At 58.3% G+C, this 23697-nt stretch carries 11 protein-coding genes, 2 tRNA genes, 3 rRNA genes and 1 pseudogene; 11 read left to right on the top strand and 6 right to left on the bottom strand.

The window, feature by feature from the left end; translation table 11 throughout:
• Window positions 1-15: 15 nt before the first annotated feature.
• Together AC3B5Q_RS17190 and rhtA are read right to left on the bottom strand one after the other, a co-directional pair.
• Window positions 16-297 carry a hypothetical protein gene (locus AC3B5Q_RS17190; protein WP_021783182.1) on the bottom strand — a complete coding sequence of 94 codons (282 nt, stop codon included), beginning with the start codon at window positions 295-297 and terminating at the stop codon, window positions 16-18.
• A gap of 192 nt (window positions 298-489) precedes the next feature.
• Window positions 490-1377: a threonine/homoserine exporter RhtA gene (gene rhtA, locus AC3B5Q_RS17185; protein WP_021783181.1), complete on the bottom strand. Its 888-nt coding sequence runs from the start codon at window positions 1375-1377 to the stop codon at window positions 490-492.
• Window positions 1378-1851: 474 nt separating this feature from the next.
• Here rhtA and AC3B5Q_RS17180 point away from each other — a divergent pair.
• From AC3B5Q_RS17180 to AC3B5Q_RS17155, 6 genes are all read left to right on the top strand, one after another.
• Window positions 1852-3388 (top strand): 16S ribosomal RNA (locus AC3B5Q_RS17180).
• Between the two features lie 87 nt (window positions 3389-3475).
• Window positions 3476-3552: transfer RNA gene (locus AC3B5Q_RS17175), tRNA-Ile, on the top strand.
• 96 nt (window positions 3553-3648) lie between these two features.
• Window positions 3649-3724, top strand: a tRNA-Ala gene (locus AC3B5Q_RS17170).
• A gap of 234 nt (window positions 3725-3958) precedes the next feature.
• Window positions 3959-6851: ribosomal RNA gene (locus tag AC3B5Q_RS17165) — 23S ribosomal RNA — on the top strand.
• A 131-nt stretch (window positions 6852-6982) separates the two neighbouring features.
• Window positions 6983-7098: ribosomal RNA gene (rrf, locus tag AC3B5Q_RS17160) — 5S ribosomal RNA — on the top strand.
• The 16S, 23S and 5S rRNA genes sit together here with 2 tRNA genes alongside, the layout of an rRNA operon.
• Window positions 7099-7370: 272 nt before the next feature.
• Window positions 7371-9179: an ABC transporter ATP-binding protein/permease gene (locus AC3B5Q_RS17155; RefSeq protein ID WP_103444039.1), complete on the top strand. Its 1809-nt coding sequence runs from the start codon at window positions 7371-7373 to the stop codon at window positions 9177-9179.
• 94 nt (window positions 9180-9273) lie between these two features.
• Here the strand turns inward: AC3B5Q_RS17155 and AC3B5Q_RS17150 are convergent, their stop codons facing one another.
• The 3 genes from AC3B5Q_RS17150 to AC3B5Q_RS17140 form a co-directional block, all read right to left on the bottom strand.
• Window positions 9274-10185, bottom strand: a complete 912-nt coding sequence (locus AC3B5Q_RS17150) for an MBL fold metallo-hydrolase (RefSeq protein WP_488392683.1) — start codon at window positions 10183-10185, stop codon at window positions 9274-9276.
• Between the two features lie 37 nt (window positions 10186-10222).
• Window positions 10223-11425, bottom strand: coding sequence for an NAD(P)/FAD-dependent oxidoreductase (locus AC3B5Q_RS17145; protein WP_103444041.1), 1203 nt, complete (start codon window positions 11423-11425; stop codon window positions 10223-10225).
• A gap of 163 nt (window positions 11426-11588) precedes the next feature.
• A complete protein-coding gene (locus AC3B5Q_RS17140; RefSeq protein WP_103444042.1) occupies window positions 11589-11963 on the bottom strand; it encodes a response regulator transcription factor in 375 nt (124 codons plus the stop codon).
• A 202-nt stretch (window positions 11964-12165) separates the two neighbouring features.
• Between AC3B5Q_RS17140 and AC3B5Q_RS17135 the strand changes: the two genes are divergently transcribed.
• The 5 genes and pseudogenes from AC3B5Q_RS17135 to AC3B5Q_RS17115 form a co-directional block, all read left to right on the top strand.
• On the top strand, window positions 12166-12816 hold the full coding sequence (locus AC3B5Q_RS17135; protein ID WP_103444043.1) for a response regulator transcription factor: 651 nt from the start codon (window positions 12166-12168) through the stop codon (window positions 12814-12816).
• A gap of 42 nt (window positions 12817-12858) precedes the next feature.
• Entirely contained in the window at window positions 12859-17955 is a 5097-nt protein-coding gene (locus tag AC3B5Q_RS17130) for a trifunctional serine/threonine-protein kinase/ATP-binding protein/sensor histidine kinase (protein WP_488392682.1), read from the top strand.
• Between the two features lie 160 nt (window positions 17956-18115).
• On the top strand, window positions 18116-20851 hold the full coding sequence (locus tag AC3B5Q_RS17125) for a cation-transporting P-type ATPase (RefSeq protein WP_223271145.1): 2736 nt from the start codon (window positions 18116-18118) through the stop codon (window positions 20849-20851).
• 67 nt (window positions 20852-20918) lie between these two features.
• Window positions 20919-21353: a universal stress protein gene (locus AC3B5Q_RS17120; RefSeq protein ID WP_103444045.1), complete on the top strand. Its 435-nt coding sequence runs from the start codon at window positions 20919-20921 to the stop codon at window positions 21351-21353.
• Window positions 21349-21777: pseudogene (locus AC3B5Q_RS17115) on the top strand (isochorismatase family protein); the annotation flags it as partial. The gene AC3B5Q_RS17120 and the pseudogene AC3B5Q_RS17115, both read left to right, overlap by 5 nt.
• A gap of 117 nt (window positions 21778-21894) precedes the next feature.
• Here the strand turns inward: AC3B5Q_RS17115 and AC3B5Q_RS17110 are convergent.
• Window positions 21895-23682 carry an IlvD/Edd family dehydratase gene (locus AC3B5Q_RS17110; RefSeq protein WP_021785539.1) on the bottom strand — a complete coding sequence of 596 codons (1788 nt, stop codon included), beginning with the start codon at window positions 23680-23682 and terminating at the stop codon, window positions 21895-21897.
• Window positions 23683-23697: the final 15 nt, after the last annotated feature.

The raw sequence follows: 23697 nt of genomic DNA, 5'->3' as shown, positions 1-23697 counted from the left end.
GAGCTGCCCTTTTCTCTATTTACAGATGACGATCATGCTACGGCTGGTGTAACCCGCCGGGTTGATGCCGAACAAGTAGTCACCCGCTTCTTCATCGTTGTCGCCCGAGCGTGCAATGACCCGGTAGCCGCGCGTGCTGCAGGAGCTTGCCGCCTTGCTGTAGCAATTGTCCCACGAGGAAGAAAGGCCGGAGCAGTTGATATGCAGGCCCTTCTTGCCCCTTTTGACCTCGGTCTTGGCTGTGGCGGCACATCCAGCAATAGCCAAGATGGCCAGGATGAGAAAAATTCGTTTCATTCCTGTCCTTAAATGCAGGGCAAATCAGTTGTCTCGACCCTGTCGTTGTCGCTTTGGTTCTTCCTGAACCTTCCCCCAGTGTCCGTGTTCGGCCCAGTAGATAGCGTAAAGATGATGACTCTGTGACAGCTTAATCAGCGAGACGGGCTGCTACAATCACTAATCCCGTCTCAAATGAAAATATTTCTCATATCAGTCTGCCGCTATGGCTGGGCTGGGCGCCTTGCGCATGGACAGGGTAGTGCCGACCGAGGCGGTAATGATTGCCAGAATCGCAAGCCATTGGGTAAGCGTCAGCACCTCACCGAGGAACAGCAGCCCGGACAATGCGCCGAATGCCGGTTCGATGCTCATCAGGGTGCCGAACGTGCGCGCCGGGATTCGCGTCAGGGCAACCATTTCCAGGCTGTATGGCAAGGCGGTGGACAGTATTGCAACGGCCAACGCCATGGGGATCACGGCAGGTGTGAGCAGAGCGCTGCCAGCGTGGGCGATACCGATGGGGGCGACGAACAGGGCCGCGACTACCACCCCCAGGGCCGCGCTCTGAATGCCATGCTCGGCGCCTGCGCGTTGTCCGAACAGGATGTACAGCGCCCAGCACACACCTGCTCCCAGCGCATAGGCGGCGCCCAGTGGGTCGAGTGCCTGGCCGCTTTGGCCTGCCGGCAGCAACAGCAGCAGGCCGGCGATGGCCAGGGCAATCCACAGGAAATCGATCGGTCGGCGCGAGGAGAGGATCGCCACGGCCAGTGGGCCGGTGAATTCCAGGGCCACGGCGATACCGATCGGCACCGTTTGCAGGGCCATATAGAAGAGGAAGTTCATGCCGCCCAGTGCCATGCCGTAGATCACCACGTTGCGCAACGTGCTGGCGGTCATGCGTACCCGCCACGGGCGCAATATAAGTAGCATGATGATGCTGGCAAAAATCAGACGCAGGGTGGTGGTGCCTTGTGCGCCGATGATCGGGAACATGCTTTTGGCCAGAGAGGCGCCGGACTGAATCGATGCCATGGCGATAAGCAGTAGGCCGATTGGGAAGAGGGTGGCGGCCAGGCTGCGGGTCTGGGTGTTCATTTAAGTGCGGCAATCCTTGGGCGGGGAAAGTGATGAGCAATATAGTGCGCAATTGGTGGGGTGGGTGGTAGCCCTCAAGTGGGTTTACCAGAAATATTTCAAATCATTGAAATTAAAGGTTGACCTTCTCGATGGCCTCCCTATAATGCGCACCACTCCAACGCGGTAGCGAAGCAAAGCTAGCCACTGTGTTGAGTCAAGTGTTTGAAGCCAAACGAGTTTCTCGCAAAAAACTTCAAAATAAACGCTTGACAGGCTCTGAGGAAAGCGTAGAATGCGCGCCTCGGTTGAGACGAAAAGCTCTTAACCAAACGCTCTTTAACAAATCGAATCAAGCAATTCGTGTGGGTGCTTGTGAGTACGGACTGATAGTCAAAAAGATTATCAGCATCACAAGTGGCCATGCGAGAAATCACATAGTCATTTGAGATTGCTGAGCCAAGTTTAGGGTTTCTTAAAAACCCAAGCAGTATTGAACTGAAGAGTTTGATCATGGCTCAGATTGAACGCTGGCGGCAGGCCTAACACATGCAAGTCGAGCGGATGACGGGAGCTTGCTCCTTGATTCAGCGGCGGACGGGTGAGTAATGCCTAGGAATCTGCCTGGTAGTGGGGGACAACGTTTCGAAAGGAACGCTAATACCGCATACGTCCTACGGGAGAAAGCAGGGGACCTTCGGGCCTTGCGCTATCAGATGAGCCTAGGTCGGATTAGCTAGTTGGTGGGGTAATGGCTCACCAAGGCGACGATCCGTAACTGGTCTGAGAGGATGATCAGTCACACTGGAACTGAGACACGGTCCAGACTCCTACGGGAGGCAGCAGTGGGGAATATTGGACAATGGGCGAAAGCCTGATCCAGCCATGCCGCGTGTGTGAAGAAGGTCTTCGGATTGTAAAGCACTTTAAGTTGGGAGGAAGGGCAGTAAGTTAATACCTTGCTGTTTTGACGTTACCGACAGAATAAGCACCGGCTAACTCTGTGCCAGCAGCCGCGGTAATACAGAGGGTGCAAGCGTTAATCGGAATTACTGGGCGTAAAGCGCGCGTAGGTGGTTTGTTAAGTTGGATGTGAAAGCCCCGGGCTCAACCTGGGAACTGCATCCAAAACTGGCAAGCTAGAGTACGGTAGAGGGTGGTGGAATTTCCTGTGTAGCGGTGAAATGCGTAGATATAGGAAGGAACACCAGTGGCGAAGGCGACCACCTGGACTGATACTGACACTGAGGTGCGAAAGCGTGGGGAGCAAACAGGATTAGATACCCTGGTAGTCCACGCCGTAAACGATGTCAACTAGCCGTTGGAATCCTTGAGATTTTAGTGGCGCAGCTAACGCATTAAGTTGACCGCCTGGGGAGTACGGCCGCAAGGTTAAAACTCAAATGAATTGACGGGGGCCCGCACAAGCGGTGGAGCATGTGGTTTAATTCGAAGCAACGCGAAGAACCTTACCAGGCCTTGACATGCAGAGAACTTTCCAGAGATGGATTGGTGCCTTCGGGAACTCTGACACAGGTGCTGCATGGCTGTCGTCAGCTCGTGTCGTGAGATGTTGGGTTAAGTCCCGTAACGAGCGCAACCCTTGTCCTTAGTTACCAGCACGTAATGGTGGGCACTCTAAGGAGACTGCCGGTGACAAACCGGAGGAAGGTGGGGATGACGTCAAGTCATCATGGCCCTTACGGCCTGGGCTACACACGTGCTACAATGGTCGGTACAGAGGGTTGCCAAGCCGCGAGGTGGAGCTAATCTCACAAAACCGATCGTAGTCCGGATCGCAGTCTGCAACTCGACTGCGTGAAGTCGGAATCGCTAGTAATCGCGAATCAGAATGTCGCGGTGAATACGTTCCCGGGCCTTGTACACACCGCCCGTCACACCATGGGAGTGGGTTGCACCAGAAGTAGCTAGTCTAACCTTCGGGAGGACGGTTACCACGGTGTGATTCATGACTGGGGTGAAGTCGTAACAAGGTAGCCGTAGGGGAACCTGCGGCTGGATCACCTCCTTAATCGACGACATCAGCCTGCTGATGAGCTCCCACACGAATTGCTTGATTCATTGTATAAAGACGATCAAGACCCAAAGTTTTACCCTTAGGTCTGTAGCTCAGTTGGTTAGAGCGCACCCCTGATAAGGGTGAGGTCGGCAGTTCAAATCTGCCCAGACCTACCAATTTTGGTTGGAATGTTGAGCACCCCATGCCTCTGGATAAAGAGTGGTGAGGACGGCTCTTCTGCAGTTCAAATCTGCCCAGACCTACCAATATGCGGGGCCATAGCTCAGCTGGGAGAGCGCCTGCCTTGCACGCAGGAGGTCAGCGGTTCGATCCCGCTTGGCTCCACCACTTGCTGTACCTTGATCAAACTCAGAAATGAGCATTTGTATCGAATGTTGATTTCTGACTTTTGTCAGATCGTTCTTTAAAAATTCGGATATGTGATAGATATAGACTGAACACCAGTTTCACTGCTGGTGGATCAGGCTAAGGTAAAATTTGTGAGTTCTGCTCGGAAGAGCAACGTACGAATTTTCGGCGAATGTCGTCTTCACAGTATAACCAGATTGCTTGGGGTTATATGGTCAAGTGAAGAAGCGCATACGGTGGATGCCTTGGCAGTCAGAGGCGATGAAAGACGTGGTAGCCTGCGATAAGCTTTGGGGAGTCGGCAAACAGACTGTGATCCAGAGATCTCTGAATGGGGGAACCCACTCAGCATAAGCTGAGTATCTTGTACTGAATACATAGGTGCAAGAGGCGAACCAGGGGAACTGAAACATCTAAGTACCCTGAGGAAAAGAAATCAACCGAGATTCCCTTAGTAGTGGCGAGCGAACGGGGACCAGCCCTTAAGTTGATTTGAGATTAGTGGAACGCTCTGGAAAGTGCGGCCATAGTGGGTGATAGCCCCGTACACGAAAATCTCTTATCAATGAAATCGAGTAGGACGGAGCACGAGAAACTTTGTCTGAATATGGGGGGACCATCCTCCAAGGCTAAATACTACTGACTGACCGATAGTGAACCAGTACCGTGAGGGAAAGGCGAAAAGAACCCCGGAGAGGGGAGTGAAATAGAACCTGAAACCGTATGCGTACAAGCAGTGGGAGCCTACTTTGTTAGGTGACTGCGTACCTTTTGTATAATGGGTCAGCGACTTATATTCAGTGGCGAGCTTAACCGAATAGGGGAGGCGTAGCGAAAGCGAGTCTTAATAGGGCGTTTAGTCGCTGGGTATAGACCCGAAACCGGGCGATCTATCCATGGGCAGGTTGAAGGTTAGGTAACACTGACTGGAGGACCGAACCGACTACCGTTGAAAAGTTAGCGGATGACCTGTGGATCGGAGTGAAAGGCTAATCAAGCTCGGAGATAGCTGGTTCTCCTCGAAAGCTATTTAGGTAGCGCCTCATGTATCACTGTAGGGGGTAGAGCACTGTTTCGGCTAGGGGGTCATCCCGACTTACCAAACCGATGCAAACTCCGAATACCTACAAGTGCCGAGCATGGGAGACACACGGCGGGTGCTAACGTCCGTCGTGAAAAGGGAAACAACCCAGACCGTCAGCTAAGGTCCCAAAGTCATGGTTAAGTGGGAAACGATGTGGGAAGGCTTAGACAGCTAGGAGGTTGGCTTAGAAGCAGCCACCCTTTAAAGAAAGCGTAATAGCTCACTAGTCGAGTCGGCCTGCGCGGAAGATGTAACGGGGCTCAAACCATGCACCGAAGCTACGGGTATCATCTTATGATGATGCGGTAGAGGAGCGTTCTGTAAGCCTGTGAAGGTGAGTTGAGAAGCTTGCTGGAGGTATCAGAAGTGCGAATGCTGACATGAGTAACGACAATGCGAGTGAAAAACTCGCACGCCGAAAGACCAAGGTTTCCTGCGCAACGTTAATCGACGCAGGGTTAGTCGGTCCCTAAGGCGAGGCTGAAAAGCGTAGTCGATGGAAAACAGGTTAATATTCCTGTACTTCCAGTTATTGCGATGGAGGGACGGAGAAGGTTAGGCCAGCCTGGCGTTGGTTGTCCAGGTTTAAGGTGGTAGGCTGAAATCTTAGGCAAATCCGGGATTTCAAGGCCGAGAGCTGATGACGAGTTGCCTCTAGGCGACGAAGTGGTTGATACCATGCTTCCAAGAAAAGCTCCTAAGCTTCAGATAACTGGGAACCGTACCCCAAACCGACACAGGTGGTTAGGTAGAGAATACCAAGGCGCTTGAGAGAACTCGGGTGAAGGAACTAGGCAAAATGGCACCGTAACTTCGGGAGAAGGTGCGCCGGCGAGGGTGAAGGACTTGCTCCGTAAGCCCATGCCGGTCGAAGATACCAGGCCGCTGCGACTGTTTATTAAAAACACAGCACTCTGCAAACACGAAAGTGGACGTATAGGGTGTGACGCCTGCCCGGTGCCGGAAGGTTAATTGATGGGGTTAGCGCAAGCGAAGCTCTTGATCGAAGCCCCGGTAAACGGCGGCCGTAACTATAACGGTCCTAAGGTAGCGAAATTCCTTGTCGGGTAAGTTCCGACCTGCACGAATGGCGTAACGATGGCGGCGCTGTCTCCACCCGAGACTCAGTGAAATTGAAATCGCTGTGAAGATGCAGTGTATCCGCGGCTAGACGGAAAGACCCCGTGAACCTTTACTATAGCTTTGCACTGGACTTTGAATTTGCTTGTGTAGGATAGGTGGGAGGCTTTGAAGTGGGGACGCCAGTTCTCATGGAGCCATCCTTGAAATACCACCCTGGCAACTTTGAGGTTCTAACTCAGGTCCGTTATCCGGATCGAGGACAGTGTATGGTGGGTAGTTTGACTGGGGCGGTCTCCTCCCAAAGAGTAACGGAGGAGTACGAAGGTGCGCTCAGACCGGTCGGAAATCGGTCGTAGAGTATAAAGGCAAAAGCGCGCTTGACTGCGAGACAAACACGTCGAGCAGGTACGAAAGTAGGTCTTAGTGATCCGGTGGTTCTGTATGGAAGGGCCATCGCTCAACGGATAAAAGGTACTCCGGGGATAACAGGCTGATACCGCCCAAGAGTTCATATCGACGGCGGTGTTTGGCACCTCGATGTCGGCTCATCACATCCTGGGGCTGAAGCCGGTCCCAAGGGTATGGCTGTTCGCCATTTAAAGTGGTACGCGAGCTGGGTTTAGAACGTCGTGAGACAGTTCGGTCCCTATCTGCCGTGGACGTTTGAGATTTGAGAGGGGCTGCTCCTAGTACGAGAGGACCGGAGTGGACGAACCTCTGGTGTTCCGGTTGTCACGCCAGTGGCATTGCCGGGTAGCTATGTTCGGAAGAGATAACCGCTGAAAGCATCTAAGCGGGAAACTTGCCTCAAGATGAGATCTCACTGGGATCTTGAATCCCCTAAAGGGCCGTCGAAGACTACGACGTTGATAGGTTGGGTGTGTAAGCGCTGTGAGGCGTTGAGCTAACCAATACTAATTGCCCGTGAGGCTTGACCATATAACACCCAAGCAATTTGCTGACGCAGATTGTGGTGGTGAAGACGAAAGACCCGAAAATTCGTAAGACCACAAATATCGCATATCCGAATTCGCTGGGCTGTCCATCTGGACATTCTGGCTACAGAATTTCTTGACGACCATAGAGCATTGGAACCACCTGATCCCATCCCGAACTCAGTAGTGAAACGATGCATCGCCGATGGTAGTGTGGGGTTTCCCCATGTGAGAGTAGGTCATCGTCAAGATTCATTTCGCAAAACCCCTATCTGCGCATGCAGGTAGGGGTTTTGTCTTTGTGGGCCAAAAATTCTGGGCCTGCTCGAATTGCTGTGGGGCATGCCGTGAAGCAGGCAACTCGGTGGAGGGCACCGGCTTCGCCGGTGATCGCGGGTAAACCCGCTCCTACAGGGTTCGCGGGTAAACCTGCTCCTACAAATCATGAAATGTGCGTCATTTATACCTGAGGCATGACGGTGTAATGCTACGCTCGCGGAAATACTCAGCACGGATACTTACCATGGAAATGAACTGGCATCAGGCCCTGCAAGAGAGCCTAAGCTGGCTGGCAATTGCCTCGTTCATCACCCTTGTCAGCTTCGCTGCAGCCGCGACTCTGGCGGTGCGTTGCACACGCTGGGGCAGCCAGTTCTGGCAGCTTGCCGGGCCCTATTTCAGTTTCAGGCGCAGTTGGCGGCCGTTGCTGGTGTTCGCACTGCTGTTGGTTCTGACGCTGTTTTCGGTTCGCCTTAACGTGCTGTTCTCGTTTTGGTACAACGGCTTCTACAGCGCTTTGCAAGGCCTTGACCAAACGGCGTTCTGGTACTTGCTCGGTGTTTTCGCGGTGCTGGCCACCATCCATGTGCTGCGCTCGTTGTTCACCTTCTATGTCAGTCAGGCATTCAGCATCAAGTGGCGGGTCTGGCTGACCGAGCGCCTGACCCACGACTGGATGCAGGGCGATGCCTATTACCGTGGCCAGTTCCTTGCCGAGCCGGTGGACAACCCCGACCAGCGTATCGAACTGGACGTCAACGCTTTCGTCACCAACTCGGTCACCCTTGCCTTGGGCGCAGTCAGTGCGCTGGTTTCGCTTGTGGCGTTCACCGGCATCCTCTGGGGGCTGTCAGCACCGTTGACGGTGGCCGGGGTGGAGATCCCTCGGGCGATGGTGTTTGCCGTGTACCTGTATGTCATCGCCGCCACCTGGGTGGCCTTCCGACTAGGGCGCCCGCTGATCCGGCTTAACTTCCTCAACGAGAAACTCACCGCCAACTTCCGTTACACGTTGATGCGTCTGCGTGAGAACGCCGAGAACATTGCCTTCTACCAAGGTTCGCAAGTCGAGCGGGGCACGTTGCTGGGCCGCTTTGCTTCCTTGATCGTGAATGTCTGGGCATTGGTGTACCGGAACCTGAAGCTCAGTGGCTTCAACTTGGGTGTCAGTCAGGTTGCTGTCGTGTTTCCGTTCATTCTTCAGGCGCCGCGCTTCTTCAGTGGGGCGATCAAGCTGGGCGATGTCATGCAAACTTCCCAGGCCTTTGGGCAGGTGCAGGATTCTCTGTCGTTCTTCCGTGAGTCGTACGATGCGTTCGCGCAGTACCGCGCGACCCTTGACCGCCTCACTGGCTTTCTGGATGCCAACCAGCAGGCAAGTGCGTTGCCGCGCGTCACGACCGAAGACCAGGCGCATGCGCTGCAGATCGCGGGCTTACAGGTGCTGCGCCCGGACGGACATGCCCTTATCGCCAACCTGGACCTGAGCCTGCACGCCGGTCAGGCGTTGTTGATCAAAGGGCCGTCAGGCAGTGGTAAAACCACGCTGCTGCGTGCCCTGGCGGGCCTTTGGCCGTATGCCGAAGGCAAGGTCAGGCGGCCAACGGGCCATCAGGCACTGTTCCTGTCGCAACGCCCGTACCTGCCGCTGGGTGACTTGCGTACCGTCATTGCCTACCCGGCAGCCAGCCATCCCAAGGATGAACTGCTGATGCAGCAGGCATTGCGCCAGGTCAACCTGGCCCACCTCACCGAGCGTCTCGACGTCAGCTGCGACTGGTCACACATCCTCTCGGTGGGCGAGCAGCAGCGCCTGGCGTTTGCCCGGGTGCTGTTCAACAGGCCGCAGGTGGTGTTCCTCGACGAGTCCACCTCGGCGATGGATGAAGGGCTCGAGCATGCCCTGTATGCGTTGTTGCGTTCGGAGATGCCGAGTGCATTGCTGGTCAGTGTCGGCCACCGTAGCACGCTGGCGGCGTTCCATACCCATCGGCTTGAGGTGGATGGGCATGGCGGTTGGTCGTTGCTGGAGCAGGAAGCTGCGCTGGCCTAGTTCGGCTTGAGTTCCGCGGCCCCTTCACACATAGCAGTGCATCTCGTGCAACGCACTGCTATGTGTGAGGGGCTGTCGAGCACCACGATGTTTTTCAATAATTCCAGAATCCCGCGACCCAGCGGAACCCTTCACCGTCGACTGCTACCCGCCCTACAGAAGGGAAGGGCAAGTGTGTCGCGACGAACAGTTCGCCACTGGTTGCGGCATCGTGTAGCAGCGCCATCCTTACCCGCACTGACTCCTCGGGGTCGTGTTCGAAGCCGTTGTGCCAATCCGGGTGGTCAAAGGCTACCGGGAACAGTGCGTCTCCGGCGAAGGTCAGCTGCTCTCCGTTCGAGTTGATGTACACCACACAGTGCCCCGGGGTATGACCGCCGGTAAGGGTGGCGACGACACCGGGCGCCACTTCATGGTGCAGCTCAAAGGTGCGGATCTTGTCGCCGTAGGCCTGCATGAACGCTTTTGCCGTAGACCGCAGCACATCTGGTACCGGTTTAGGCATGTCCGTTTGCGAAAAGTCCGGTGCAGCCCAGAAGTCTACTTCTGTCGCGGTGACATGGATCTTTACGTCCGCACGCAAGCGGTTCTTCACCTCATCCACCAGCAGACCGCCGATGTGATCCATGTGCATGTGGGTGATGACGATATCGGTGATCGACTCCAGCGCGATGCCGACCGCCGCCAGCCGTTTCGGGAACAGCCCGGCCCGCGGGAACCCAGGGAACTGCCCACCCAGCCCGGCATCCACCAGGATGACCTGCTCGCCGCTGCGCACCAGCAATACATTCAGCGCCCAGTCGAAGGTTTCCGGCCCCAGGAACATGTCCTTGAACCAAGCTGCGCGGGCGGCTGGGTCAGCGTTGGTCGACATGGTTTCGGTGGGCAATGGCAGTACACCGTCGCTCACCACCAGCACCTCGATGTCACCGACTTTCACTGCATAGCGCGAGGGCACCAGTTCTTCGGCCTCGATCGGGACGACATTGTTCATTGGCATTGTCATGGTCGTTCTCCTGCTGGATGGGAAGGTCGTGCGGGGCTCAAGCCACTGGAATCGACGGGTCGGCAGAGGCAAGGGCGGTGGCGCGCTCGGCTGCCGGCGGGTAGATCCACACGGTGTTGATCTGGGTCTTGAGCTCCTTGGCTTCGCCTTTCACCAGTTTCAACTGGCGGTCCCAGCCCTCGCTGTATACGGCGCCCCAAGCGCCCAGATCCAGACAAGTCACGTACTTGGGCTGTCGGTAAGTCGTGGGTGTCACACCCAGCAGATCGGCGGCGGCGTTATTGCCGGCATGGCGACCGAGGCTGATGGCATGCTGGCAGGACATCACAGCGAAATTGCCGATCTCGTCAGTGGCTGCATAAGCCACATCGCCTGCGGCAAAGACATGGTCCAGGCCGCGCACCTTGAGGTTGCCGTCCACATGCAGGCGCCCCTGGTGGTCACGGGTACCGGTCAGTTGTTCGGTCAGCGGGCTGGCGCGCATGCCGGCAGTCCAGACCACGGTCTGGCTTTCGATATGTCGGCCATCAGCCAGCGTTACGCCATTGGCATCCACTGCAGTTACGGTGGCACCGACAATCCATTCGATACCCAGTTCATCCGAGGCTTCAATGATCGAAGGCCGGATACCCTCACCCAGGGCGGCGCCAATGCGCTCGCCGCGGTCGACAAGGACCACCCGGATCTCCGCGTCTTCGCCCAGAGCCGCACGCAAGCGTGCAGGCATCTCGGTAGCGGTTTCGATACCAGTGAAGCCGCCGCCGGACACCACCACGGTATTGCGGGCGCTGCTTGCGGGACGTTTGCCCAGCGCCATCAGGTGCTGCTCCAGGCGCGCTGCTGATTCGATCTGATCCACGTCGAAGCTATATTGGTTCAGGCCAGGCACGGGGGGACGAGACAGCAGGCTGCCACTTGCCAGAATCAGGCGGTCGTAGGCCAATTGCGCCTGTTGCCCGGCTTCGTCGCGGTAGCTGACGCGGCGGGCCAGCTCGTCGATGCTTTCGGCGCAGCCCTTGATGAAGTTTACGTCGACAGCATCGAAGAGCGCCTGGAGCGGGGCGAACATGCTATGCACGTCGGCCTCATAGAAACGCGGGCGGATACGCAGTTCAGCCTGTGGCGCCAGCACGGTAATTTGCACGTCTTGCCGACCATGCATATCGAGCAGGCGCGCGGCGCTCAGGGCGCTCCACAATCCGGCGAATCCTGCGCCAATAACCAGAAGTTGCTGTTTCATGATCGTGCTCCTGTCTTGAACGGTTAAGGTTCTTTTCTTCGGCCCTCGCGGGACGCTGTAGGTCGATGTTATGCAGGGGCAGGGATGCGCACACTTCTCCATGGGTGTGCAGTGGATTACGCATGGGGCGTAAGCAGCTATACGATCGTATCGAAGGGACTGTTCAGTGGTGCAGGGCGGTCTCGATGCAGTCCAGCAGCTGCTGGGCTTCGAATGGTTTTGGCAGACAGCTGACTACGCCTGCCATACCCGGGGTGATGCGTGAGCGTTGGCCCGGGTGGGCGCTGATGAAGATCACCGGAATGTCGAACCCACGTACCTGTAGTTGCGTCAAAAGCTCGACGCCACACATGCCGGGCATCTGGATGTCGGAGATCAGGCAGCCTGCCTGGCTCGGGCCATCAGAGGCAAGGAAATCAATGCCGCTGGCAAAGGTGCGGGCACGGTAGCCGGTGGCGCGCAACAGGCCGTCGAGCGCATCGCGCAGGGACTCGTCGTCGTCGACAACGGCAATCAGAGTTGCGGTGGGCTGCTTCATGCGCGGTCTGCTCTTGGCGGCCTGTGCCATTGCTTCAAGATACCCGGTCGCGCAAGTGGCAGAAGTATACCTAGGTATAGCTGGGCCATACCTGCGTCTGGTATTGCCGGTTTCCGGTGGCCAAACCTGTGAACCTTGCCCAACAATAGGCTAGATTTTCAACCTGCCAACAGCACGCGGCGTCACGGCTGAAGGAGCGCAAATGGCCTTACAGAGCACACACGGCCCGAATGAGCCGGTGGTGTATATCGTTGATGACGACGAGTCCATGCGCCTGGCCCTCGACGGGCTGTTCCGTTCGGTCGGCTTGCAGGTGCAAAGTTTTGCTTCCACCCAGGACTTTGTTGCCTTCCCCCGCAAGGCTGTGCCCGGCTGCCTGGTGCTCGATGTGCGTCTGCGTGGAGAAAGCGGCCTGGCGTTCCAGGCACAGATGGAGCAGGGAGGGGTGCACATTCCGGTGGTATTCATCACAGGGCATGGTGATATTGCCATGTCGGTCAAAGCGATGAAGGCTGGCGCGGTAGACTTTCTGACCAAACCGTTCCGTGAGCAGGACATGCTCGACGCGGTGGCCAGTGCCCTGGCTCGCGACCGCGAGCGTCTGGCAGGTGAACAGGCCGGCGGGGCATTGCGCAGCGCTTTCGAGACGCTAACGTCCAGGGAGCGGCAGGTGCTGGCCTTCGTTATCGCCGGCCTGATGAACAAGCAGATCGCCGCTGAGTTGAACCTCAGCGAGGTCACCGTGAAAGTACATCGTGGGCAGATGATGAAGAAACTCGGCGCTCGCTCGGTCGCCGATTTGGTACGCATGGCCGAAGCGCTGGGTGTCGAGCCGTTGCGTCGCATGGTCTGACACAGCCCGCATTCGTCCAACTTGATGAAGGGGCCCGGACCCATGCCAGGTAAACAGCAAGTCCTGTGGAACGATGGTGATCGCCTGTTTTGCCGGCTACGGCGCCCGGACGGCACCCGCGTGCTGCTGATGCAGCCGGCCAATGAGCAGCCTGCGCCTGCCACCGTCGACCGCTTGGCACATGAATATGGTCTACGCGATGAGCTTGAGGGTAGCTGGGCGCTGCAGCCCCAGGCCTTGGAGCGCTTCAATGGCAAGCCGCGCCTGGTACTGAGCGACCCGGGCGGCCAACCGTTGTCGGCCTTGCTGCTGTCACCGCTGGACATCGAAACCTGCCTTGAGCTGGCTGTGGCAATTAGCGTTGCCTTGGGCCGCCTGCACTTGGCCGGGTTGGTGCACAAGGACCTCAAACCCCACCATATTCTGGTTGACTGCGACGATGGCAAGGTCCGCCTTACCGGTTTCGGCCTGGCGTCACGCTTGCCCCGCGAGCGGCAAGCGCCCGAACCGCCGGAGACCATCGCCGGCACCTTGGCATACATGGCGCCTGAGCAGACAGGACGGATGAACCGCTCCGTAGACTCACGCAGTGACCTCTACGCGCTGGGGGTGAGCCTGTACCAGATGCTCACTGGTTCGCTGCCCTTCAGCGCCACAGAACCCATGGAGTGGGTGCACTGCCACATTGCTCGCAAACCACTGCCACCCAGCGAGCGCGTTGCCACCGTGCCGCCGCTGCTGTCCCGACTGGTGATGAAACTCCTGGCCAAGACCGCTGAAGATCGCTACCAGAGTGCTGCCGGCCTTGAGCAAGACCTGCGCCGGTGCCTTGCCGAGTGGCGACAAGGCCGGAGCATCAAGGCCTTCAGCCTGGATGAACAAGGCGCCCCCGACCGCCTGTTGATCCCGGAAAAGCTATACGGTCGCGAACGCGAAGTGCAGATTCTCGAAGATGCCTTCGCTCGCATGGTGCGCAGCAGCGTGCCGGAGCTGGTGCTGGTTTCCGGTTATTCGGGTATCGGAAAATCCTCGGTGGTCAATGAGTTGCACAAGGTACTGGTACCACCGCGAGGACTGTTCGCAAGTGGCAAGTTCGACCAGTACAAGCGCGATATCCCGTATTCCACCCTGGTGCAGGCGTTTCAGGGGCTGGTGCGCACGTTGCTTGGGAAAAGCAGCGAGGTGCTGGCCGGATGGCGTACGGCATTGCTGGCGGCGTGTGGGCCCCACGCACGGCTTATGACCGACCTGATCCCGGAGCTGCGGCTGATCATCGGCGAGCCTGCGCCAGTGCCGGAGCTTGATCCGCAGCAGGCGCAACGGCGGTTTTTGCTGGTATTGAGACGCTTCATCTCGGTGTTTGCCCGCGCCGAGCACCCGCTGGCGCTTTTTCTGGACGACCTGCAGTGGCTGGACGCGGCGACCCTCGACCTGCTCGAAGACCTGCTTACGCACCCGGAACTGCGCTATCTGATGGTGGTGGGCGCCTACCGCGACAACGAGGTGGATGCCCACCACCCATTGACCGCCAGGCTCCAGGCGATTCGCCAGGCCGGCGCCCCTGTGCATGAGGTTCGCCTTGCGCCCCTGGCACGCCCGCATATCGAACAGCTGATCGCCGAGTCACTGCACTGCCCGGCCCCGAGCGTGATGGGCCTGGCCCAGCTGGTACAGGACAAGACCGCCGGCAACCCGTTTTTTGTCATCCAGTTTCTCCAGGCGCTGGCCGAGGAGTCGCTCCTGGCCTACGACCACGCAGCCCGGCGCTGGCGTTGGGATTCGCAGCGTATCCATGCCAAGGGTTACACCGACAATGTCGTCGACCTGATGGTTGGCAAGCTCGCCCGACTGCCGCTGGCAACCCGTCAGGCACTTCAGCACCTGGCCTGTCTGGGGAACGTGGCGCATACGCAGACGCTTGCCCTGGTGCTCGATCTGCCGATGGAGCGTGTACAGGCGGTTTTATGGGCGGCAATCCGGCTGGAGCTGGTCGCCCACCATGACGGCACCTGCGCGTTCGTTCATGACCGCATTCATGAAGCCGCCTACTCGCTGATTGCCGAACAAGACCGCGCTGCCATGCACCTGCGCATCGGTCGCCTGCTGGCTAACCAAGTGCCGGGCAAGCACCGCGATGAAGCCATTTTCGAGATCGTCGGGCAGCTCAACCGCGGTGCGACGCTGATCGATGCCCCTGGCGAACGCAAGCAGTTGGCCGAACTCAACCTGTTTGCCGGGCGCCGGGCCAAGGCCGCATCGGCCTACGGATCGGCCTTGGCCTACCTGAGCGTGGGCGAGCAATTACTGGAGGGGCCGTGTGCCGCTTATCCGCATGAATTGAGCTTTGCCCTGGCGCTGAACCGGGCTGAATGCGAGTTTCTCACCGGCCAGCTCGGGTGCGCGGACGCGCGGCTGATCGGCCTGGCTCGGCGCGCCAGGACCGCAGCTGAAGGCGTTGCGGTAGCGTGCTTGCATATGGATGTTTGCCTGATGCTCGACCGCAGCGATCGCGCGGTGGCGGTTTGCCTCGCCTGGCTGCGGCAGGTGGGCATCCACTGGGTCGCGCGGCCGAGCGATGACGAGGTACGTGGTGAATATGACCAGATCGCGTTGCGGGTAGGCGCGCGTAGTATCGAGCAGTTGATTGACCTGCCGCTGATGGAGGACGCGACCTCCCTGGCCACCCTGGATGTCTTGTGCAAGCTGTTCGCCCCGGCCGTGCAAACCAATGCCAACCTGGCCTGCCTGACCATATGCAAGGCTGTAAGCTTGAGCCTTGAGCATGGCAACTGTGATGCATCGTGCATGCTCTACGCCAATATCGGGCGGGTGTCCCGGCGCTATGGCGACTACCAGACCGGTTACCGATTCGGGCGTCTTGCTTGCGAGCTGGTCGAGCGGCGCGGCCTGCAACGCTTTGAAGCCAGTACTTTCCTGTGTTTCTCGATGTTCGTGGTGCGCTGGACGCGGCCGGTCAGCGAGTGTCGCGAGTTGCTGCGCCGGGCCTTCGTCGCGGCCAATCGGGTTGGTGACCTGCCGTATGCCGCTTATGTAGGCAATGGGCTGATATCCGATCAGTTGTTCACTGGTGAACCGCTGGGCAGCATGCAACCGGAGGCCGAGCAAGGATTGGCCTACGCAGAAAAAGTGCATTTCGGGCTGGTGATCGACTTCATGAACACACAGCTGGCGCTGATCCGCACGCTGCGCGGGCAAACGCCGGTGTTTGGATGTCTGAACGACGAGCACTTCAGTGAAGCGCGCTTCGAGCAGCACCTGGACGCTGCCCCGGACCTTGCCTTGGCGGCCGGCAAATACTGGGTGCGCAAGCTGCAGGCGCGCTACCTGGCAGGTGACTATGCGGCGGCCGAAGCCTGTGCGGCGCGGGCCAAGGCGCTTAAATGGGTGATCACCTCGTTTTTCGAGGAAGCGGAGTACCACTTCTTTGCCGCACTGACGCTGGCGGCCGGGCAGAGCATTGATGAAGCCACGTTGCAGGCGCTGGCCGAGCACCATGACGAGCTGCAGATCTGGGCCCGGCAGTGCGCAGAAACCTTCGCCAGCCGGCAGGTGCTGCTGGAGGCCGAAATCGCGCGCTTGCAGGGGCACGTGGTCCACGCTGAGCACCTCTATGAACAGGCCATCCAGCTCGCGCGTGACAGCGGCTACGTGCATGTCGAGGCGCTTGCAAACGAGTTGGCATCGCGTTTCTACGGCAGCCGCGGGCTTGCCCGGATTGCCCGCGTCTACCTTCGAGATGCGCGTTATGGCTACCTGCGCTGGGGCGCCGATGGCAAGGTGCGCCAGCTGGACAGCCGTCATCGTTATCTGCGCAGCATCGAGCCGGAGCCAGGCCCCACGGCTACCATCGCCACCCCGGTCGAGCACCTGGACCTCGCAACGGTGCTCAAAGTGTCTCGCGCCGTGTCGGGCGAAGTCGATCTGCAGAAACTGATCACCCAAGTGCTGCACACGGCGATCGAGCAAGCCGGTGCCGAGCGGGGCGTGTTGGTCCGCGCCAGAGGGAGCGAGCCGCATATCATCGCGCAGGCAAGTGTGGGGCAGGGTGAAGTGGTGCTTTGCAACGAACCGGTGAGCAGTACGTTGCTGGCCGAATCCGTGCTTTACCAGGTACTGCGCACGGGGGAAAGTCTGTGTCTGGACGACGCCATGGGTGACGCTGCGTTCATGGCTGACGACTACATCCGCCGATGCTCGGCCCGGTCGCTGCTATGCCTGCCGCTTGGCAATCAGGCGCGGCTGGTTGGGGCGCTGTACCTGGAGAACAATCTCAGTGCCGGAGTATTCGACCCCGCGCGTATTGCGGTGTTGCGGCTAGTCGCGTCACAAGCCGCCATCTCGCTTGAAAACGCCAGGCTGTATCACGAGGTAGCGGAACGGGAGGCCAAGAATCGCCAGATACAGGCCGAACTGGCGCATGCCAACCGTGTCGCCACCATGGGCCAGTTGGCCGCTTCGATCGCCCATGAAGTCAACCAGCCGATCGCTGCCACGGTCACCAATGCCAATGCCGCCATCCGCTGGTTGAGCGCAAAGCCACCGGCGCTGGATGAAGTAGGCCTGGGGCTGGGACGGATCATCAAGGATGCCAACCGCGCGGCGCAGGTGCTGGGCCGTATTCGTGAGCTGATCCGCAAAACCCCGCCGCAGAAGCACGCGGTGGGCGTCAACGCCGTGGTGCTGGAGATGGTCGACTTTACCCGTGGCGAGGCCGTGAGGGGAAAAGTACAGGTGCATACCACCCTTGCCGAGGGCTTGCCGCAGGTGCTGGTCGACCGTGTTGAGTTGCAGCAGGTGCTGCTGAACCTGATCCTCAACGCGCTGGAAGCGATGATCGAGGTTGAAGGCGTTCGTAAGCTGCAAATAAGCACGGCCCTCGACCAGGAGGGGGTGCGGGTAACAGTGGCGGACAGCGGGCCCGGATTTGCAGTGGAAAACGTAGAACAGGTTTTCGAGCCTTTTTACACCACCAAGGCGACCGGCCTGGGCATGGGGCTGTCGATCTGCCGCTCGATCATCGACAGCCACGGAGGCCGCTTCTGGGCCAGCCCCAAGCAAAGTCCTGGCGCCCAAGTGCAGTTCACCTTGCCGGCGCTTCTGGTTGATTCAGGTCAATAGTCATCAAGCTGTCGGTTGCATGTTTCTTTTAGTTCGTATCAGCTAGATGGCAAAGAGAACCTAAGCGTGACGAGCGATTTATCAGCATGCTGATACAGCGACGACCGCTCATGTCCACCTAAGCCCGTTACAGTCGAGCTGTGCGCACAGGGGAGTCTCATTGAAAACGCCGGTGGTCGACGCAGTCGTTGAGCAAACACCAATCCCTGCGCATTCCGTGGCCTGGCACACCCTGCCAGCCGAGCAGGTGACAAACCTGCTCGAGGTCAATGCGCCTGTCGGACTGGAGGTTGCCGAGGTTCAAGCCCGTCTTGACCGCGCTGGTTTCAATCGCCTGCCACAGGCAGCACGGCGCCCGGCCTGGTTTCGATTCTTGCTGCAATTTCACAACATCCTGATTTACGTGCTTTTGGGATCCGCTGCGATTACCGCGATGCTGCAACATCTGTGGGATACGGTAGTGATCCTGGCGGTGGTAATTGCAAACGCAATCATTGGCTACATTCAGGAAGGCAAAGCAGAAAAGGCGATGGATGCTATCCGGCAGATGCTGGCACCGCGCGCCGCAGTGATTCGCGCAGGCGAACGCTTGAGTATTGCGGGTGAGGAACTGGTACCGGGCGATATCGTATTGCTGGAGGCGGGAGACAAAGTCCCTGCTGATTTACGCTTGCTGCACGCGAACAGGCTTCACATTCAGGAAGCCATTCTTACCGGTGAATCCGTACCCGTAGAAAAACATACCCAATCAGTGCCCCTTGACGCAGCTTTGGGTGATCGAACTTGCATGGCGTTCAGCGGTACGCTCGTGACTTGCGGACAAGCAACAGGCGTTGTAGTGGCGACCGCAGCAGCAGCCGAGATCGGACGCATCAGCACTCTGCTTGCAGGTGTAGAAACGCTGACCACTCCGCTGGTGCAGCAAATGAACGTGTTTGCCCGCTGGCTGACGATCCTGATTTTGTTAGTGGGCGGCTTATTGCTCGTGTTCGGCCATTATGTCGGGCACTACGCCTTCAACGAGATCTTCATGGTCGTGGTGGGGATGTCGGTAGCGGCGATACCTGAAGGTCTGCCTGCCGTCCTTACCATTACGCTGGCCGTGGGCGTTCGGGCAATGGCTCGACGTAACGCCATCGTGCGCCGTCTGCCTACCATCGAAACACTAGGCTCGGTATCCGTCATCTGCACTGACAAGACCGGTACACTGACCCGCAACGAAATGATGGTGGCAACGGTCGTCACGAACGATCTGGTCTTCACGGTCGATGGCACGGGTTATCAGCCCGCGGGAAGCATCAGTCTTGCCGATCAGTTAATTGACCTATCGTCTCACCCCAAGCTGTCTGAACTGGGACGAGCAGCAGGTCTTTGCAACGATGCCGTACTGCGCCTGCATGACGATGTATGGACGGTGGAAGGTGATCCGATGGAGGGGGCATTGCTGGCATTCTCCGGGAAAACCGGAATTGATCGAAATGAGGATCGTCGGGCTTGGCCCCGCACTGATGCCATACCGTTTGACGCTAAACACCGCTTCATGGCGACACTGCATCACAATCATGATGGACATGCCTCCATCTACGTGAAAGGCGCGCCAGAGCAGCTACTGGCCATGTGCACGCATCAGCTTGCAAGCACTCGCGAGACTGAACCGCTCAATGTGGACTACTGGCACGCAAAGGCGAACGCCATTGCTGCCAAGGGGCAGCGTGTATTGGCGTTTGCAGTAAGGCCGGTTCGGCCCGAGCACACCGTGTTGGCGTTCGGGGACGTGCAAGGAAAGTTGACGTTGCTGGGCATGGTCGGTCTGATTGATCCACCTAGACCCGAGACGTTAAAGGCGGTTCAGCAATGCCAAAAAGCGGGCATTGCCGTAAAAATGATCACTGGCGATCATGACGGTACCGCCGCCGCTATCGGTCGCCAGATAGGCTTGCAAAATCCCGACAAGGTGCTGACTGGGGTGGACCTGGACGCCATGAACGATGCCGCCCTCAAGGAGGCGGTAAAGGGCATCAACATTTTTGCTCGCACCAGCCCCGAACATAAGCTCAGGTTGGTAATGCTGCTGCAATCGAACGGCATGACCGTGGCCATGACCGGTGATGGCGTTAACGACGCACCGGCGCTAAAGCGTGCAGACGCCGGTATAGCCATGGGTGGAAAAGGCAGTGAGGCCGCCAAGGAGGCCGCAGACCTGGTGTTGGCCGATGACAACTTCGCCTCCATCGTCGCTGCAGTACGCGAAGGCCGAACAGTCTATGACAACATCAAGAAAGTGTTGAGCTGGACGCTGCCTACCAACGCAGGCGAGACCATGACCATCATTGTCGCGCTGCTCCTCGGCATTACGCTGCCGGTGACGCCGATACAGATTCTGTGGATCAACCTGATAACCGCAGTGACCCTCGGCATCGCGCTCGCGTTCGAGCCCACCGAAGAAAACACCATGCTCAGGCCGCCCCGTTCACGTAAGGAACCACTCATAAGCGCAGCCTTGGTCTGGCATATGGTGCTTGTTTCCATTCTTTTCCTCTGCGGTGTTTATGGCATTTTTTCTTATGCCCTCGACCGAGGCTACTCCGTTGAGTTGGCCCGAACCCTCGCGGTGAACACGTTAGTCGTGATGGAAATATTCCACCTGTTCTTCATCCGTAACCTCTACAGCACATCGCTTACCTGGAAGGGTATTCGCGGCACCAAGGTCGTGTGGATCACCGTCATGGTGATTACCTTCGCTCAGTTCGCCATCACGTATGCGCCACCGCTGCAAAAGGTATTTGCAACGCAGGCAATCCCCTTCCTTGATGGCTTGCTGATCATCGGGGTTGGCGTTGCGCTATTTGCGGTTATCGAGATAGAAAAACAGATTCGAATCCGCTTGTCCGAGTAGAACGGGTTGAATGCTGGCGGCACCCGGAACGACAAGCACCTTCATGACCTGAAAGAGGATTTGGAACATGCACAAAATACTGGTTGCGGTCGATGGTTCCGAGCATTCGGAACGCGCCGTGCGTTACCTTATTGGGCTTATCCAAGAGGGTGGGTTGCTGGGCGGTAATGTTGAGGTACATCTGTTGAATGTACAGCCACTTTTACCCACTCGAATCGCAAATGGCATGAGCGAGGATGAGCGTGATCGCTACTATGGGGATAGAAGTGCCGAGGATTCACGAAAGGCTGAGGTGCTTCTGAAGCAAGAAGGGATTGCATTCACACTCCATAGCTTGCAAGGCGATGCAGCCAGTCAAATTGTGGCGTGTGCGCATTTCCTTGGATGTGACAGCATCATCCTGGGTTCGCATGGCAATGGTTTTTTGGCAGGGATTTTTCTGGGGTCTGTCGCGGCAAAGGTGATTCAGCTCTCGGATTTACCCATCACCTTGGTCAAATAAGAGATCGGACAAGGCACGCAGCGCTGGCGCTCCGATTTTTCTCGCGCGCCACATCGGGCCTGCGGGATCTCCAATCGAACCAGACAGCCCGTTGACGATGGTTGCGCAAGAACTGAAGCTTCTGGGTGGAGAGGTGGTATTCGAAAAGCGGCGAGCCAACGCCTTCGAAATGACTGGCCTGGCGGACAATTTGCGGTCTCGCGGGGCTACCGGTGTGGTCATCACTGGCATGAAAACTCAATACTGTGTAGACAGCACCTGCCGTGCTGCTCGTGACGTTGGCTTTGATGCGGTACTTGTCGCCGAAGGTCATACCTGTTCAGACACGCCAATGATGAAAGCTAAGGACATCGTTGCCCATCACAATGCAACGCTTGACGGGCCGTTCTGCCGGCTAGTTCGGGCTGAGGAGTGGAACTTCTAGCGGAGCCCGAAACTACAGGAATGCACTTTACTTGCCATCCTGAGCAACTCATCGAACCCAACCGTGGATCTGCCACCTTTACTCGATACGGTGGCAGACCCAAGTCCTAAAGGCCGCTCAATGGGAATGCCGCGGCGTCCCACCTTCACGGGCGATCACACGCATGTGCAGGGTGGCCGGTTCCAGGCAACCACCGGTGGACAACTGCCCGACCAATTGGCGGTAGAGCTCTTGCCACGGTGTCTGAGAGGCTGGGATGTTCGGCTTCCAGGCAGCGCGACGGCGCGCCACTTCGTTATCGTCTACCAGCAGGTCGACGCGACGCTGGTTGAGGTCGACACGCAGCAAGTCATTGGTCTGAAGGAGTGCCAGGCCGCCCCCGACCGCCGCTTCCGGCGACATGTTAAGAATCGACGGGCTGGCCGAGGTGCCGCTCTGGCGACCGTCGCCCAGGCACGGCAACGAGTCGATGCCTTTTTTGATCAGCGCCGCCGGTGGCGCCATGTTGACCACTTCAGCACTGCCCGGGTAACCCACGGTGCCGGCGCCACGGATCACCAGGATGCAACGCTCGTCGATGTCCAGTGCTGGGTCGTCGATGCGGGCGTGGTAGTCCTCGGGGCCCTCGAACACGATGGCCCGCGCCTCAAAGCTGTTTTCCTTGCCTGGCTCGGACAGGTAGGTCTTGCGGAAGGCTTCGCCGACTACCGACATCTTCATGATCGCGCTGTCGAAGAAATTGCCGCTGAGAACGATGAAACCAGCGCTGTGCTTGAGTGGCTCGTCGAACGGCAGGATAACGTCGCGGTTGCTGGTGACGGTGTCGCTGACCACCTCGCCGATGGTCTTGCCGCTTACCGTAGCGCAGGCTTCATGCAGGCGACCGGCCTTGCGCAGCTCGTGCATCACCGCCGGTACGCCGCCGGCACGGTGGAAACCTTCGCCCAGGTACTTGCCGGCCGGCATGCAGTTGACCAGCAGCGGCACGTCTTCACCGATGCGCTGCCAGTCGTCGAGCGACAACTCGATGCCCATGTGCCGGGCAATGGCGATCAAGTGGGGCGGGCAATTGCTTGAGGCGCCAAGGGCCGAGGCTACTGCGATGGCGTTCTCGAATGCTTCGCGGGTCATGATCGATGAGGGACGTACGTCTTGCATTACCAGTTCGCAGATGCGTCTGCCGGTGACGTAGGCCATTTGCCCGCGTTCCCGATAGGGCGCGGGGATGCTGGCGCAACCGGGCAGCGACATGCCCAGGGCTTCGGCCAGGGCGTTCATCGACAGCGCCGTGCCCATGGTGTTGCAGTGGCCTACCGACGGTGAAGCAGCGGTGGTCATTTCCATGAAGCCTTCGTAGTCGATTTCGCCGGCAGCCATCAGATTGCGCGCATGCCACAGCACCGTGCCCGAGCCGATCAGTTGGCCCTTGTGATGGCCGTCTAGCATTGGTCCGCCGGACAGCACAATGGCCGGCAGGTCGGTGGTGGCGGCGGCCATCAGGCAAGCTGGAGTGGTCTTGTCGCAGCCGGTGGTCAACACCACACCGTCCAGCGGGTAGCCGTGGAGGATCTCCACCAGTCCCAGGTACGCCAGGTTGCGGTCGAGCGCGGCGGTGGGCCGACGGCTCTGTTCGGCGATCGGGTGTACCGGGAACTCCATCGGAATGCCGCCCGCATCACGGATACCGGCCTTGACCCGCTGAGCCAGTTCCAGGTGATGGCGGTTGCAGGGCGTCAAGTCGCTTCCGGTCTGGGCGATGCCGATGATCGGCCGCCCCGATTGCAGTTCAGCGCGGGTCAGGCCGTAGTTCATGTAACGCTCCACGTACAGCGCAGTCATGTCGGCGTGGCTCGGGTCGTCGAACCATTGCTGACTGCGTAGCGAGCGTTTTGGGGTATCGGTCATATCGATCTCTCTTGT

This window comes from Pseudomonas sp. D5(2026) (assembly GCF_057766845.1).
This window is presented reverse-complemented; position numbering and strand designations above follow the sequence as displayed.

Excerpts from the sequence above, each read along its gene's own strand:
- AC3B5Q_RS17130 (WP_488392682.1), top strand. The coding sequence starts at position 12,859 with ATGCCAGGTAAACAGCAAGTCCTGTGGAACGATGGTGATCGCCTGTTT.
- AC3B5Q_RS17150 (WP_488392683.1), bottom strand. The coding sequence starts at position 10,185 with ATGACAATGCCAATGAACAATGTCGTCCCGATCGAGGCCGAAGAACTG.
- AC3B5Q_RS17190 (WP_021783182.1), bottom strand. The coding sequence starts at position 297 with ATGAAACGAATTTTTCTCATCCTGGCCATCTTGGCTATTGCTGGATGT.
- AC3B5Q_RS17145 (WP_103444041.1), bottom strand. The coding sequence starts at position 11,425 with ATGAAACAGCAACTTCTGGTTATTGGCGCAGGATTCGCCGGATTGTGG.
- AC3B5Q_RS17110 (WP_021785539.1), bottom strand. The coding sequence starts at position 23,682 with ATGACCGATACCCCAAAACGCTCGCTACGCAGTCAGCAATGGTTCGAC.
- AC3B5Q_RS17140 (WP_103444042.1), bottom strand. The coding sequence starts at position 11,963 with ATGAAGCAGCCCACCGCAACTCTGATTGCCGTTGTCGACGACGACGAG.
- AC3B5Q_RS17120 (WP_103444045.1), top strand. The coding sequence starts at position 20,919 with ATGCACAAAATACTGGTTGCGGTCGATGGTTCCGAGCATTCGGAACGC.
- rhtA (WP_021783181.1), bottom strand. The coding sequence starts at position 1,377 with ATGAACACCCAGACCCGCAGCCTGGCCGCCACCCTCTTCCCAATCGGC.
- AC3B5Q_RS17135 (WP_103444043.1), top strand. The coding sequence starts at position 12,166 with ATGGCCTTACAGAGCACACACGGCCCGAATGAGCCGGTGGTGTATATC.
- AC3B5Q_RS17155 (WP_103444039.1), top strand. The coding sequence starts at position 7,371 with ATGGAAATGAACTGGCATCAGGCCCTGCAAGAGAGCCTAAGCTGGCTG.